Raw genomic sequence first — 13,901 nt, 5'->3', positions numbered from 1 at the left:
AATCGTAAAACTAACAAACAGACAATTTTGTAATCAACGATTTAACGATTTAACAAAACTGAAAAAAATAAAATACTATGGACAATATAAATAATACACAAGGATTTTCATTTGACCTTCCAAAGGGCAATTCTTCCATTATTAAAGTGATTGGTGTCGGCGGCGGCGGAAATAATGCGCTGAAGCATATGTACGAAAAAGGGATTTATGGAGTAGATTTTGTGATTTGTAATACCGATGCACAGACGCTTGACAATAACCCTGTTGCAAACAAGGTTCAGTTGGGCGTGACGATGACCGAAGGTCTTGGCGCTGGTGCTGACCCGGAAGTTGGAGAAAAAGCAGCGATTGAAAGTATTGATGATATCAAAGCATCAATGGGGCAAAACACAAAAATGGTTTTCATCACTGCCGGAATGGGCGGTGGAACAGGTACCGGTGCTGCACCTGTGATTGCAAAAGTGGCCAAGGAAATGGGAATCCTGACTGTTGGAATCGTAACCGTACCCTTTAGTTTTGAAGGAAAAAGGAGATTGGACCAGGCAGAATTAGGCTTGGAAAAATTGAGAAATAATGTGGATTCTCTGATTGTCATCAATAATGATAAACTGAGACAGCAATTCGGAAACTTAGGCTTCAAACAAGGATTTTCTAAAGCTGATGAAGTTTTGACCAATGCGGCAAAAGGAATGGCAGAGGTGATCACGGGTTATTTCGATGTCAACATTGACTTTCGTGATGCTAAATCTGTTTTGGCCAATTCCGGAACGGCATTGATGTCAACTGGTGTTGCAACAGGCGAGAAAAAAGCGGAAGAAGCGGTGAAAAAAGCATTGGATTCTCCATTGTTGAATGACAATAAAATCACGGGTGCCAAAAATGTTCTTTTATTGATCAGAAGTGGTGTTTCTGAGGTGACAATGGATGAAATCGGGGTGATTATGGATTATATCCAAAAAGAAGCAGGCAACACAGCAGATATCATTTTTGGGGTTGGAACAGACGAAGAATTGGGTGATGCAGTGAGCGTTTTGGTGATTGCTACTGGTTTTTCGAATGAAGATAAAAAACATTCCGGAGTGACTGAGACGATTAAATACTCTTTGGAAGACAGACCGGGTCCATCATCCAGACACAGAGAATCGCCGTTCAAAAGCAGAACTCAGGAAGAAACCAAATCACAGTCAGAATCTGGAAAGAATTTTTTTCGCTTAGAAGATGATGACGATTTCGGAACTTCAAATTTTCCAACTAATTCTTTAGTAGAAAGTCTTGTGGAAGAAGTAGAAACCGAAACTCAAATCATCGAAAATGATAAAATTCAGGATTTCTCAAACGATTATAATAACGAAAAACAAGAATATAATCTTTTCAATTTTGATGAAGAGGAAAGTTATGACATCGATTTGGAGCCACAATCTTTTACTTTCGAAGTGGAAGATAAACCGAAAGCATCTGTCATAGAAGAAGTTGCCGAAGGTCCTAAAGAAGTGATATTTACCATCAACGAACCAACGGTTGAAGAAGATTTTCCGGTAATCGAAAAACAAGTGATTGCTGACATTTCGACTCCGCTCAATGTGACAGAAGAAATTGCTAACGAAAGCATAGAAGAAAAAATCGATGATAAAACAGAAGAACCAACCAGATTCTCTTTTACATCAGAAGTTAAAGAAGAAATTGTTGAACAAAAATTGGAGGAGCCAGTTCAGGAAACTGAAAGTGGATTCACATTTTTCAACAAAACTTCTGACTCTTCCAAAGCTGTGGATAGAAGAAACAAATTGAAAGAATTCAATTCCCGTTACCAGCAATTGGACAACGAAAATGTGTTCGAAACCGTTCCGGCTTTCAAAAGAAAGAATATCAATATCGATGGTTCGAATGCATCTGAACAGAATATCAACACATACTTGTCTGATAATAACGGAAGTATGCAACTGAGAGAAAATCGTTTCCTTAACAAAGATGTAGATTAAAATTATGAGTTTAGAAACTATAATAAGTGAAGCCATCAAAACGGCAATGAGAGAAAAAGACCGTGTGGCTTTGGACTCTCTGAGAGCAGTAAAATCTCAGATTCTTTTATTGCAAACTGAAGCAAGAGGTGCTGAAGTTTCTGAAGAACAAGAGATTGCGATTTTGCAAAGAATGATAAAGCAGAGAAAGGATTCTTATGAGCAGTTTACAGCTCAGGGAAGAACCGACCTTGCCGAAGTGGAAGAAGCTCAATCCAAAGTGATTGAAAAATTTCTTCCAAAACAATTGTCTGCGGAAGAATTGGAATCGGAAATCAAGAAAATCATTTCTGAAACCGGAGCAGAATCTTTAAAAGATTTAGGAAAAGTAATGGGCGTTGCTTCCAAAGCATTGTCCGGAAAATCAGACGGAAAAAGCATTTCCGAAATGGTGAAGAAATTACTTTCTTAAATTTGTTGTACTTGACAGTTGTCGGTTGATGGGCAAAATTTCTATCAACAATCAACCAAAAGACCAACAATTAAACAGGATATACTTAATATGCATATCGATTTGATTAAACCCAGAATTCTAGGATTCTGGGTTTTTTGACGAGGATCGATTAAAGTCAGTCAAAATGTCTCAATAGATTTTCGGAATGATTTTAATAGAATGATAAATAAGATAATCAAAGTTTTATTGATTAAATTTGCAGTTCAGAAATTAACCTAAAATATATTTTAATATGTATCCAGCGGATTTAGTATTGCCAATGAAGGCAGAACTTACAGATAAAGGTTTTACAGACCTTACAACATCAGCACAAGTTGACGAAGCACTTAAACAAAGTGGAACAACTTTATTAGTAATCAACTCTGTTTGCGGATGCGCGGCAGGCGCTGCAAGACCAGGGGTTGTTTATTCTTTGACAGGGGAAAAGAAACCAGACCATTTGGTAACAGCTTTCGCAGGTTTTGATACAGAGGCGGTTGCAGAAGCGAGAAGATTATTGGCTCCGTTTCCACCAAGTTCACCGTGTGTAGCGCTTTTCAAGGACGGAGAGTTGGTGCATATGTTAGAAAGACACCACATCGAAGGTAATCCTGCAGGTGCTATTGCTGCGAATCTTCAGGCTGCTTTTGAAGAGTATTGTTAAAAAATAAAAAAGACCAAAATAGAAATATTTGGTCTTTTTTTATGAAATCTCCGGCATGAATTTTTAAAGTAATTATCAATGACAATGGTGTTTTTATAGATTTAGTACAGGATTCTCCGGAAAAGAATCTATGAAAAGTTCAAAAATAGACTTTCAGGCTTTTCATTATTTTTTAAATTTGCAAAAAAGTAAAAATGTCAGATCAAGCAAGTTATTTGTTTTCTACGAGAACCAGCCACGAGTTGGCCGAAAAAATCGCTCAGTCTTATGGACAGCCGTTAGGAAAAATCAATATTCAGCATTTCAGTGACGGAGAATTTGAGCCGGTTTTGGAGCAATCCGTCAGAGGCGCAAGAGTTTTTCTTATTGCATCCACGTTTCCTCCCGCTGATAATCTTTTGGAATTGTTGTTAATGATTGACGCAGCAAAAAGAGCATCTGCTAAAAACATCACGGTGGTAATTCCTTATTACGGACTGGCAAGACAGGACAGAAAGGATAAACCCAGAGCCCCAATCGGTGCAAAGTTGGTGGCTAACCTTTTGACCGCAGCAGGAGCCACCAGAATCATGACAATGGATCTGCATGCAGATCAGATTCAGGGATTTTTTGAGATTCCTGTGGATCATCTTTATGCGTCTACGATTTTTGTGGATTACATCCAATCATTACAGTTGGATAACTTGACCATTGCATCACCGGATATGGGTGGCGCAAAGAGAGCGAAAAATTATGCGGGTCATCTTGGTGCTGACGTGGTAATCTGTTATAAAGAAAGAAAAAAAGCCAATGTTGTAGAAGAGATGTTCCTGATTGGTGATGTAAAAGACAAGAATGTGATTCTGATTGATGATATGATTGACACTGCCGGAACACTTTGCAAAGCAGCAGATATCCTTATGGAAAAAGGAGCGAAATCCGTAAGAGCAATGGCAACCCACGGTGTACTTTCCGGAAAGGCTTACGAAAATATCGAAAATTCTAAATTACAGGAAGTTATCGTTACAGATTCTATTCCTCAAAAAGCAGAAAAGTCATCAAAAATAAGCGTGCTTTCATGTGCGTCGCTTTTTGCAGATGTAATGAAAAGCGTTCATGAACACAAATCGATAAGTGATAAGTTCATTATTTAAAAAAAATTAATATATTTGCAACCTCAAATTTTAATCATTATATAATGAAATCAATTACAATTCAAGGTACAAAAAGAGAAAGCGTGGGCAAAAAGTCTACAAAAGCTTTACGTGATGCTGAATTAGTTCCTTGTGTTGTTTATGGTGGTCAGGAGCCTTTGAATTTCTCTACTGAAGAGAAATCTTTCAAAGATCTTGTTTACACGCCTGAAGCACACACGGTATCTATTGAGGTTGACGGACAAACTATTCCTGCTGTTCTTCAGGATATTCAATTCCACCCGATTACAGACAGAATTCTGCATGTGGATTTCTACCAGTTATCAGAAGATAAGCCGGTAATAATGGAAGTTCCTGTAAAAATTGTTGGACGTGCAAAAGGTGTTGTTGCCGGTGGTGCGCTAAGACAGTCTTTCAGAAAACTGAAAGTTAAAGCGATTCCTGCAAATCTGCCGGATGAAATCGTGGTAGATGTAACACCATTGAGAATCGGAAACAAATTCTATGTAGAGGCTCTTAAAAATGATTCTTATACTTTCATGCATCCGGATAATGCAGTAATTGCTGCTGTGAAGATGTCTAGAAATGCAATGAAAGGCGGTGCAGCTGCAATGGATGATGAAGATGAAGAAGAGGTAACAGAAGGAGGAGCAGAAGCTGCTACAGAAGAAACTTCTGCAGAATAATAATTTAATTATTATCATATATAAGCCACAGGAATTTTTCCTGTGGCTTTTTATTTTTCTTTTAAAATCAATCCTTTTTCCATTCTCAAAATTTGTTATATTTGTGAAGAATGGCAACAAAAGCACTTTTTAATACAGTCGTCAATTGGTTTATAAGTCAGCGCATAGATCAGATTGAAAATTTCATAAAATATCCTACAGAAACCCAGGAGGGACTTTTGTTTTCTCAGCTGTTTAATGCAGAAGAAACAGAGTACGGCCAAAAGTTCGGTTTCAGTTCGGTTTCGAATTACCGTGACTTCCAGCGTAAAATTCCGATTGTAAGCTATGAAGATTTTGAACCATATATTGAAAAAGCAAGACAAGGTCAGAAGGATGTGATATGGCCGGGATTAATTAAGCAGTTTGCCAAATCTTCCGGAACCACCAATGCAAAAAGTAAATTCATACCTATAACCGCAGAAAGCCTGGAATATTGTCATTACAAAGCTGGCAAAGACATGGTGTCAATATATGTCAATAACCATCCGGAAAGCGAGCTTTTCCAGCACAAAAATCTTCGGTTAGGCGGTAGTGCGGAGATGTATAAGGATTTCAATACAAAATGCGGCGATCTTTCCGCGATACTGATTGAGAATTTGCCTTTCTGGGTAGAGATCATCAATACTCCAAATAAAAAAATTTCGCTCATGTCCGAATGGGAAAGCAAGATGAAAGCCATTATCAGCGAAGTGAGAAATGAAGATGTTGGAAGTTTGACGGGTGTCCCGAGTTGGATGATGGTTTTACTGCAGAGAACTCTTCAGGAAACGGGAAAACAAAACATAGGAGAATTATGGCCAAATCTGGAGGTGTTTTTTCATGGTGGGATAAGCTTTAAACCCTATAAAAATCAATATAAAGACATCATCGGAAAAGATATCCGTTATTATGAGATTTATAATGCATCGGAAGGGTTTTTCGGGATTCAGGACCAGTCGGAAAGTGACGAAATGTTACTCATGCTCGATTACGGGATTTTCTATGAATTCATTCCGATGGATAAGTTTTATGCCGGTGTTCGGGAAGCGATTCCCATTTCGGAAGTAGAGCTGAATAAAAATTATGCTGTAGTGATTACCACCAACGGCGGACTTTGGCGTTATCTCATCGGGGATACCGTGAAGTTCACTTCTATCCACCCTTACAGGATCAAAATATCAGGAAGAACAAAACATTATATCAATGCTTTTGGTGAAGAGTTAATGATTGATAATGTAGAAACAGCACTGAAAATTGCCTGCGAAAAGCTGGATGCCAGCATATCGGATTATACAGGCGCTCCGGTTTTCATGACCAATGAAAGCAAAGGCAGCCACGAATGGATTTTTGAATTCACAAAAAAACCAAATAGCTTAAACGAATTCACAGATGTTTTTGACAGAATGCTCAAAACCCTTAATTCTGATTACGAAGCGAAACGATACAACGATATTACCTTAAGAAAACCGATTGTTCATGCAGCAAAATCCAATTTGTTTTATGAATGGATGGCAAGCCGGGGAAAACTTGGCGGGCAGAACAAAGTTCCAAGACTCAGCAATGACCGGGAATATATCGATCCTTTGCTGATGCTGAACAAAAATCTATCCAATTAACTCTTTAGCTTGGGAAATAGCCGCTTCCGTGATTTTTGATCCGGAAATAAGCTGTGCGATTTCATTAAGTTTTTCGGCCTCTGATAGTTTCACAATAGTTGTTTTGGTAATACTGTCTTCGTCGGATTTTATGACTTTATAATTTTCATTTCCTTTTGCCGCAATCTGTGCCAGATGTGTAATAACAATCAGTTGCAGATCCTGCGCCATTTCCTGCATCAGTTTTCCCATTTCCTCCGCGATTCTTCCGGAGACTCCGGTGTCAATCTCGTCCAGAATTAAAGTCGGAAGTTCGTTATTCTCTGCCATTATTTTTTTGATGGCGAGCATTACTCTTGACCTTTCGCCGCCTGAGACTGCACCTTGGATCGGCTTCAGCGGAAATCCGGAATTAGCCTGAAACAAAATCTGGATCGTATTTTTACCAAACAAATTGTATTGTCGAGAATCCGTAAGTTCTATTTTAAGAACTGCTTTTTCAAGGCCAAGCTTCTGGAAAATTTCTTTGGCCTGATTCTCCAGAACAGAGGAGAATTTGATTCTGTTTTCAGTAAGTTTTTTGGCCAGAGATTCTAATTGAATTTCCAGGTTTTTGCTTAGTTTTTCTTTAATTTCAAGCTCTTTTTCAATCTCTTCCAAAGAGTTTTGACCTGCAGATAAGTCTTCCCTGATTAATAATAATCCTTCGATGTTATCAACCTGATGTTTCAGAAAAAGTGAATTGATCCGGTTGATTGTTGATAATAAATTCTGGAGCAAAAGGGGATTCATTTCCAGATCTTCTGCTTTATTTTCAAATTCGGAATTGATATCCTTGATTTCAAGGTAAGTGGCTTCCAGTCTGTTGCTCAGTTCTTTAAAATCCGGGGAAAGCTTAGACAGTTTTGAAATTTTATTTTTAACGTCAAAAAGACCTGAAAGAATTCCGAACTCTTCAGCATTAAGCTTTGAAAGCGATTGTGATAACTGTGCACTGATCTGCTCTGCATTTTCCTGAAGAGTCAGCTGATTCTGAAGGGTTTCAAAATCAAGATTATCCAGATCGGCTTCTTCCAATTCTGTGAGAAGAAAATTTCTATAATCGGATTCCTTATTGCTTTCGGATAATGATTTTTTTAACTGCTCTATCTCTTTTTTTGTTTTCTGAAAATCATTAAAAATCTTTTGATAATCAGTCAGCAAAATTTTATTTTTTGCTAATCCGTCGAGAATCCCGAATTGGAACTCTTCCGTAAAGAGATTAGAGGTTTCGAATTGGGAATGAATATCAATTAATTTTGACGACAATTCTCTCAGGATGTCCAGGGTTACAGGAACATCATTAATAAAGGCACGTGACTTTCCGCCAGGTAGAATTTCTCTTCTGATAATTGTGTGCTCTTCAAAATCCAGATCATTGGCATCAAAAAAAACTTTAAAATTTTCTTTAATCCTGAATTCGGTTTCAACAATGCTTTTCGCATCGGATTTAGCGAAAGATTTAGAATCTGCTCTCTCTCCCATGATCAGCCTGAGTGCCCCCAGAATAATAGATTTTCCCGCTCCGGTTTCTCCCGTGATGACCTGTAGCCCGTTTTTGAGATCAATTTCCAATCGGTCGATCAGAGCAAAATTCTGTATAAAAATCCGTGACAGCATAGTTTTAAAATTAATAGAGATTATTAATGATTAAAACTATTTCCATTTGTCCCATTTGGAATCGATATCTTTTGGAGAAAGCGTTCCCATTAGCGTTTTCAGCTCACTGATGTTAACCGAAGTGTTTGAACCCGAATTGAATATATTAAATATCTCATTGCTTTTTGTTTCCAGGAAGACACTAATAGGATAGTTCATCTGAAAGTTATTCTCGTAAAACTTCAGCTGCATCAGCGATTCGGCAATGGTCTTTTTTGCAGGATTCTGGTCTTGCTTTGCAAGATTATCTAGACCGGCTCTATGATAACTGTAATAAACAGTTCGCAGTGTAGAAGTGTTTTCATTTTGAAGTCCGGAAATCAATGCGCCTCTGTTTCTCTGGCTTTCGATCGTATTCCAGCCTTCATAATTCTGATTCTGAGAATTTTGAGCGATTTTAAAAGCTTTGTCAAACCAAGGTTGTCCGCCTTTCAGCTGATAGCTGTCACCATCATATCCAAGAATTACATAGATATAAAAGCTGATGACGTCAATAAGGTTTTTTCCAGAGAACTGTCTTTCGTTGAAAACAAGATTCTCATTTTCGTTATATTCAAAAGAGAAATTGGTATCGTTAATATTCATCAGCGGTGTTTCGTATTGCGAATTGAAAACAGGCCGCGTTGCCTGAACCACAATCGAACCTTTGAAGCTGTTGTTGGAAGGCCTTTCAGAAATCACAATGGCGAAATTACACTTCACTTTTTCAAAATTCTGCAGTTTTTTTCCGGTCCAACTGGTATTGTTGATAAAATCCCGCAAAGATTTTTCCAAAGTTCTGAAAACCTGTGTGTTGCTTCCTGCGATCTGTTGGTTGTTGATCTGTACATTAGCCAGAAGCTCCTGAGAAAATGCCGTCTGGGCAAAAAACAAAATGCAGATTATATAAAGTAGTTTTTTCATTCGATAAAATAGGTTTGTAAAAATAAGGATTCTCTGCCAAAGATCAGCATCCGGAATCCGATAAAATCATAACGGAAAACCAAAGGATTTGTTACAATTTCCGGGTAACAAAATCCAAAATATCTTTCGCCACTTCTTCTTTGGATTTCAATGAAAAAGACTGTTCTTCTGTTGGAGTGAAAATTTTGATTTTATTAGTTGCGTTAGCAAATCCTGCGCCCTCATCTCTAAGGGAGTTTAGGATGATCATGTCCAGATTTTTCTTCTGGAGCTTTTGTTTCGCATTCTCTTCTTCATTTTGAGTTTCCAAGGCAAAGCCGACCAGAAACTGATGGGTTTTCTTCTCGCCCATTGTTCGGAGAATGTCTTTGTTTTTGACAAGTTCTATAATCAGTTCGTTTTCGTTTTTTTTAATTTTTTCTGCAGCTTTTACTTTTGGAGTGTAATCGGCGACTGCAGCACTCATAATAGCAATATCTGCATTGTCATAATGTTTGAAGACCTCATCATACATTTCCTGAGCCGAGGTAACTCTGTAAACCGAAACGTTTTCGATATTGATTTGCTGGGAAGATGGTCCAGATACCAGAATGACTTCTGCACCTCTTTTAGCAGCTTCTTTTGCGAGATCAAAACCCATTTTTCCGGAAGAATGATTCCCGATGAATCTTACGGGATCGATGTTTTCATAAGTTGGACCGGCTGTGATCAGGATTTTCTTGCCGGTAAAACTCTTTTCAGTACCAAAAAGCTGATGGTTTACAGCATTGAAAATAGTTTCAGGCTCGGCTAATCTGCCTTGGCCAACAAGACCACTTGCTAATTCCCCGAATTCTGCCGGAATAATCTGATGTCCGAAACTTTCGGCTATCCGCATATTTCTGGTTACAGCGGGATGTACATACATGTCGAGGTCCATTGCCGGTGCAATGATAACCGGGCATTTTGCAGACATATAAACAGCCATCAGAAAATTGTCACAGATGCCATTGGATATTTTTGCCAAGGTGTTTGCCGTGCAAGGAGCGATGAGCATGAGATCTGCCCACAGAGCCAGTTCTACATGGTTGTTCCAGGTTTTGTTTTCATTATAAAAATCAGTATAGACCTTATTTTTTGAAAGCGTGGAAAAAGTCAGTTCGGAAACAAAACCTTTAGCAGACTCTGTCATTATGATTCTGACATCCGCACCGGCTTTTACAAAATCCCTGACGAGATAATTTATTTTATAAGCTGCGATTCCGCCCGTGATACCCAGAATGATTTTTTTGCCCTGCAAACTCATTTTTTACGTATGGTTTTTATTAACGAAAGTATTAATAATTTTAATAACAAAAAAACCGTCTCATTGATGTTTCAATAAGACGGTTCAGTATTTCTTAATAATCAAAAAAGATTATTTCTTCTCTTCAGTTTTTCTGAAATAGATTTCATCATCCAGCCATTCTTTGATCGCAATAGATGTTGGTTTCGGAAGTTTTTCGTAATGTTTGGAGATTTCTATTTGTTCTCTGTTTTCGAACACTTCTTCCAAAGTAGAATTGTGAACAGCAAATTCATCCAATTTTCCATGAAGTTCAGAGCGGATCTCAGCGTTGATCTGTTCGGCTCTTTTACCCATAATCACGATAGCTTCGTAGATGCTACCAACTTTTTCCTCGATTTTATCTTTGTCGTAAGTGATCGTGCTTACTTCAGCTTTTGTATCTTTAACACTCATTGGGCGAAATTATTTTTGAGAATGCAAATATAGTAATTATCTTTTAAACTTAAAAGTCGCTTGAGGTTCAGGTGTATTGATCTTTGCACTGTCTCTTCTTGTCTGTTCAGCAGCTTTTTCCAAACTAAGCTGGTTTTTCTCCTGAGCTTCTTCTTCTTTCTCGTTTTGCTTGGCTTCAGCGTCTTTCACTTTGGCCTCGTATTCGGCTTTTCTTTTTTCAACTTCTTCCTGAACTTTTGCAAATTTCACTTTTTCATCTTCCAGTTTTGTATAGAGATCGTTTGCTGTTTTAGCATAATCTGTATTGGGCAGATCGTTGGATACTCTTTTTGCGTACGCAGCAGCAGCGTCGAGTCTTTCTTTCTTCAGGTCGTAGATAGAGTTGACGGCAAGCTCATATTTTGATTTCAGAATAATATCGTAGATTTTCGGTCTCAGCTTGGTTGCAGGAAAATCTTCCAGCACGTTTTCAAAAGCAACCGAAGCTGCTTTATATTCGCCCATTTTAAAATACTGCTTTGCATTTTCATATGCTTTGAATTCCAGCTTATAACTTAGCTCATCGATTAATTGGGTGATGTTTTTGGAGCGTTCGGAATCAGGATATTCATTTAAGAAATTCTGCAATTCTGTTATGGCAGATTCTGTGTTGCTCTGATCCAGATTGTAATCCAGGGAGCCTTCGTAATAACAAAGTGCTGACAGGTAAGCTGCCTCTTCTTTTCTTGGATCCTGAGGGAAACTGATTGTGAAATTTTTAAACTGATTGGCAGCTAATCTATAGTTTTTGTCATAATAGTTGGCATAGGCCGAATTGAAGACCACGTTGGGTGCATCATCGGTTCCTGCAACAAGATTAGGTAACCTGTCATACAAAGCAAGAGCATCTGCCCATTTTTTCTTTGCGAATTTTTCATTAGCAACCTTCAGTATAAAATCCTTATCGGCGCTTTTCATTGCTCTATCCATTTCAGTTTTACAAGAAAGCAAAACCACCGACAGCATCAGCAAACTAAGATATTTCTTCATAACGATCGTCAGAATATTCTGTAATATGAATATTATTAATAATCTGCAAAAATAAAACTTTTTTCATCAATATATTTTTTTTATGAAAGATTAACGTTTATTGTACCGACATCCCTTTTCTCACTTCCAACATCCCAATAAAAAATGTATTTTTGCAAATTACAAGAATTATAAATGAAGAATATCAGGAATTTCTGCATCATTGCACATATCGATCATGGTAAGAGCACGTTGGCAGATCGTCTTTTGGAATATACAAACACCGTTACGCAGAGAGAATTGCAATCTCAAACGTTGGATGATATGGATCTGGAGAAAGAGCGCGGGATCACAATCAAATCTCACGCAATCCAGATGGATTATGAATATAAAGGAGAAAAGTTTATTCTTAATCTGATTGATACACCAGGACACGTTGACTTTTCTTACGAAGTTTCCCGTTCTATCGCAGCTTGCGAAGGTGCGCTTCTGATTGTTGATGCAGCTCAAAGTATTCAGGCACAGACGATTAGTAATTTATATCTGGCGCTTGAAAATGATTTAACTATCATCCCGATTCTGAATAAAATCGACTTGCCTTCTGCCAATCCGGAAGAAGTGACCGACGAAATTATGAATCTTATAGGTTGTGAATATGAAGATGTTTTGAGAGTGTCCGGAAAAACCGGTGAAGGTGTACATCATCTGTTAGAACAGATCGTGGAAAGGATTCCAGCTCCGGTTGGTGATCCCGATGCACCGCTTCAGGCTTTGATTTTTGACTCGGTTTACAATCCGTTCAGAGGAATTGAAGCATATTTCAAAGTGGTAAACGGAAGTATTTCTAAAAACGAAAAAATAAAATTCTTCGCCACCGGAAAAGAATATGGAGCAGATGAGGTGGGAACTTTGAAGCTGAAACAGGTTCCAAAGAAAAGCGTAGAATGCGGAGATGTAGGTTATCTAGTTTCCGGAATCAAAGATGCCAGGGAAGTTAAAGTTGGTGATACGATTACTTCATTTGAAAAACCTGCAGCAGGACCGATTGAAGGTTTTGAAGAGGTAAAACCAATGGTTTTTGCCGGAATTTATCCGATCGATTCCGAAGATTTTGAAGAACTAAGATTTTCCCTTGAAAAATTAAGGTTGAATGACGCTTCTCTGGTTTTCGAGCCGGAAAGTTCGGCGGCGCTTGGTTTTGGATTCCGTTGCGGCTTCCTGGGAATGTTGCATATGGAAATCGTTCAGGAACGGTTGGACAGAGAATTCAATATGAACGTAATCACTACAGTTCCGAACGTATCTTACCACGGATTTACCAAAAAAGATCCTGAAGAAGTAATATTGATCAATAATCCATCCGAAATGATGGATCCAACCACCATGGATCGTGTTGAAGAGCCATTTATTAAGGCTTCAATTATTACAAAATCGGATTTCGTGGGTTCCGTGATGACACTTTGTATTGAAAAGCGTGGTGAGATTGTCAACCAAAGTTACCTGACATCTGACAGAGTGGAATTGATTTTCAATATGCCTTTAGCAGAAGTGGTTTTCGATTTTTATGACAGATTGAAATCTATTTCCAAAGGTTATGCATCTTTTGATTATCATCCGATTGGCTTCAGAGCTTCTAAATTGGTGAAAATGGATATTTTGATTAATGGCGATATGGTGGATGCTTTATCTTCATTAATTCACGATTCCAATGCGTATCACATCGGTAAAAAGATGTGTGAAAAACTGCGTGAACTGATTCCGAGACAACAGTTTGATATTGCGGTTCAGGCCGCTTTGGGAACAAAAGTTATCGCCAGAGAAACGATTAAAGCTTTAAGAAAAGACGTTACCGCAAAATGTTACGGAGGTGATATTTCCAGAAAACGTAAACTTCTTGAGAAGCAGAAAGAAGGAAAGAAAAAGATGAAGCAGATTGGTAGGGTAGAAGTTCCGCAGTCGGCGTTTATGGCGGTTTTGAAGCTTAATGATTAATTTTCTGTGAAGCAGTTTTTTTGTTTTTTC

12 protein-coding genes are annotated in these 13,901 nt (G+C 38.1%); 7 read left to right on the top strand and 5 right to left on the bottom strand.

From position 1 onward, the window contains the following. Nucleotides 1-77 precede the first annotated feature (77 nt). The 6 genes from ftsZ (at nt 78) to BUA97_RS06545 (ending at nt 6,571) form a co-directional block, all read left to right on the top strand. Nucleotides 78-1,979, top strand: coding sequence for a cell division protein FtsZ (ftsZ, locus tag BUA97_RS06570; RefSeq protein WP_072996999.1), 1,902 nt, complete (start codon nt 78-80; stop codon nt 1,977-1,979). Between the two features lie 4 nt (nt 1,980-1,983). Then, entirely contained in the window at nt 1,984-2,430 is a 447-nt protein-coding gene (locus BUA97_RS06565) for a GatB/YqeY domain-containing protein (RefSeq protein WP_072996998.1), read from the top strand. Between the two features lie 274 nt (nt 2,431-2,704). Continuing rightward, complete coding sequence (locus BUA97_RS06560; RefSeq protein ID WP_072996997.1) at nt 2,705-3,115, top strand: BrxA/BrxB family bacilliredoxin; 411 nt, start codon at nt 2,705-2,707, stop codon at nt 3,113-3,115. Between the two features lie 194 nt (nt 3,116-3,309). Then, nucleotides 3,310-4,248 carry a ribose-phosphate pyrophosphokinase gene (locus BUA97_RS06555; RefSeq protein WP_072996996.1) on the top strand — a complete coding sequence of 313 codons (939 nt, stop codon included), beginning with the start codon at nt 3,310-3,312 and terminating at the stop codon, nt 4,246-4,248. Nucleotides 4,249-4,292: 44 nt separating this feature from the next. Continuing rightward, complete coding sequence (locus tag BUA97_RS06550; RefSeq protein WP_072996995.1) at nt 4,293-4,934, top strand: 50S ribosomal protein L25/general stress protein Ctc; 642 nt, start codon at nt 4,293-4,295, stop codon at nt 4,932-4,934. 110 nt (nt 4,935-5,044) lie between these two features. Next, nucleotides 5,045-6,571, top strand: coding sequence for a GH3 auxin-responsive promoter family protein (locus BUA97_RS06545; RefSeq protein ID WP_072996994.1), 1,527 nt, complete (start codon nt 5,045-5,047; stop codon nt 6,569-6,571). On the opposite strand, the gene BUA97_RS06540 is transcribed toward BUA97_RS06545, so the two are convergent. From BUA97_RS06540 to bamD, 5 genes are all read right to left on the bottom strand, one after another. Continuing rightward, the gene (locus BUA97_RS06540) at nt 6,560-8,209 is read right to left on the bottom strand and encodes a DNA repair protein RecN (RefSeq protein ID WP_072996993.1); all 1,650 of its coding nucleotides are present in this window, start codon (nt 8,207-8,209) and stop codon (nt 6,560-6,562) included. The genes BUA97_RS06545 and BUA97_RS06540 overlap by 12 nt on opposite strands. Nucleotides 8,210-8,245: 36 nt before the next feature. Then, nucleotides 8,246-9,151, bottom strand: coding sequence for a type IX secretion system protein PorD (gene porD / locus BUA97_RS06535; RefSeq protein WP_072996992.1), 906 nt, complete (start codon nt 9,149-9,151; stop codon nt 8,246-8,248). Between the two features lie 91 nt (nt 9,152-9,242). After that, complete coding sequence (coaBC, locus tag BUA97_RS06530; RefSeq protein ID WP_072996991.1) at nt 9,243-10,436, bottom strand: bifunctional phosphopantothenoylcysteine decarboxylase/phosphopantothenate--cysteine ligase CoaBC; 1,194 nt, start codon at nt 10,434-10,436, stop codon at nt 9,243-9,245. 111 nt (nt 10,437-10,547) lie between these two features. Next, entirely contained in the window at nt 10,548-10,871 is a 324-nt protein-coding gene (locus tag BUA97_RS06525; RefSeq protein WP_072996990.1) for a DNA-directed RNA polymerase subunit omega, read from the bottom strand. Between the two features lie 36 nt (nt 10,872-10,907). Beyond that, nucleotides 10,908-11,900 carry an outer membrane protein assembly factor BamD gene (bamD, locus tag BUA97_RS06520; protein ID WP_072996989.1) on the bottom strand — a complete coding sequence of 331 codons (993 nt, stop codon included), beginning with the start codon at nt 11,898-11,900 and terminating at the stop codon, nt 10,908-10,910. A 174-nt stretch (nt 11,901-12,074) separates the two neighbouring features. Here bamD and lepA point away from each other — a divergent pair, with 174 nt between their 5' ends. Next, a complete protein-coding gene (gene lepA / locus BUA97_RS06515) occupies nt 12,075-13,871 on the top strand; it encodes a translation elongation factor 4 (protein ID WP_072996988.1) in 1,797 nt (598 codons plus the stop codon). Nucleotides 13,872-13,901: the final 30 nt, after the last annotated feature.

The sequence above is a fragment of the Epilithonimonas mollis genome, assembly GCF_900142325.1.
Taxonomy (GTDB): domain Bacteria; phylum Bacteroidota; class Bacteroidia; order Flavobacteriales; family Weeksellaceae; genus Epilithonimonas; species Epilithonimonas mollis.
The sequence above is the reverse complement of the archived record's forward strand: the minus strand, read 5'-3'. Positions and strand labels throughout refer to the sequence as shown.

What these genes read in the sequence shown, in the direction of transcription:
- ftsZ (WP_072996999.1), top strand. Translation starts at nt 78, where the DNA reads ATGGACAATATAAATAATACACAAGGATTTTCATTTGACCTTCCAAAG.
- BUA97_RS06565 (WP_072996998.1), top strand. Translation starts at nt 1,984, where the DNA reads ATGAGTTTAGAAACTATAATAAGTGAAGCCATCAAAACGGCAATGAGA.
- BUA97_RS06560 (WP_072996997.1), top strand. Translation starts at nt 2,705, where the DNA reads ATGTATCCAGCGGATTTAGTATTGCCAATGAAGGCAGAACTTACAGAT.
- BUA97_RS06555 (WP_072996996.1), top strand. Translation starts at nt 3,310, where the DNA reads ATGTCAGATCAAGCAAGTTATTTGTTTTCTACGAGAACCAGCCACGAG.
- BUA97_RS06550 (WP_072996995.1), top strand. Translation starts at nt 4,293, where the DNA reads ATGAAATCAATTACAATTCAAGGTACAAAAAGAGAAAGCGTGGGCAAA.
- BUA97_RS06545 (WP_072996994.1), top strand. Translation starts at nt 5,045, where the DNA reads ATGGCAACAAAAGCACTTTTTAATACAGTCGTCAATTGGTTTATAAGT.
- BUA97_RS06540 (WP_072996993.1), bottom strand. Translation starts at nt 8,209, where the DNA reads ATGCTGTCACGGATTTTTATACAGAATTTTGCTCTGATCGACCGATTG.
- porD (WP_072996992.1), bottom strand. Translation starts at nt 9,151, where the DNA reads ATGAAAAAACTACTTTATATAATCTGCATTTTGTTTTTTGCCCAGACG.
- coaBC (WP_072996991.1), bottom strand. Translation starts at nt 10,436, where the DNA reads ATGAGTTTGCAGGGCAAAAAAATCATTCTGGGTATCACGGGCGGAATC.
- BUA97_RS06525 (WP_072996990.1), bottom strand. Translation starts at nt 10,871, where the DNA reads ATGAGTGTTAAAGATACAAAAGCTGAAGTAAGCACGATCACTTACGAC.
- bamD (WP_072996989.1), bottom strand. Translation starts at nt 11,900, where the DNA reads ATGAAGAAATATCTTAGTTTGCTGATGCTGTCGGTGGTTTTGCTTTCT.
- lepA (WP_072996988.1), top strand. Translation starts at nt 12,075, where the DNA reads ATGAAGAATATCAGGAATTTCTGCATCATTGCACATATCGATCATGGT.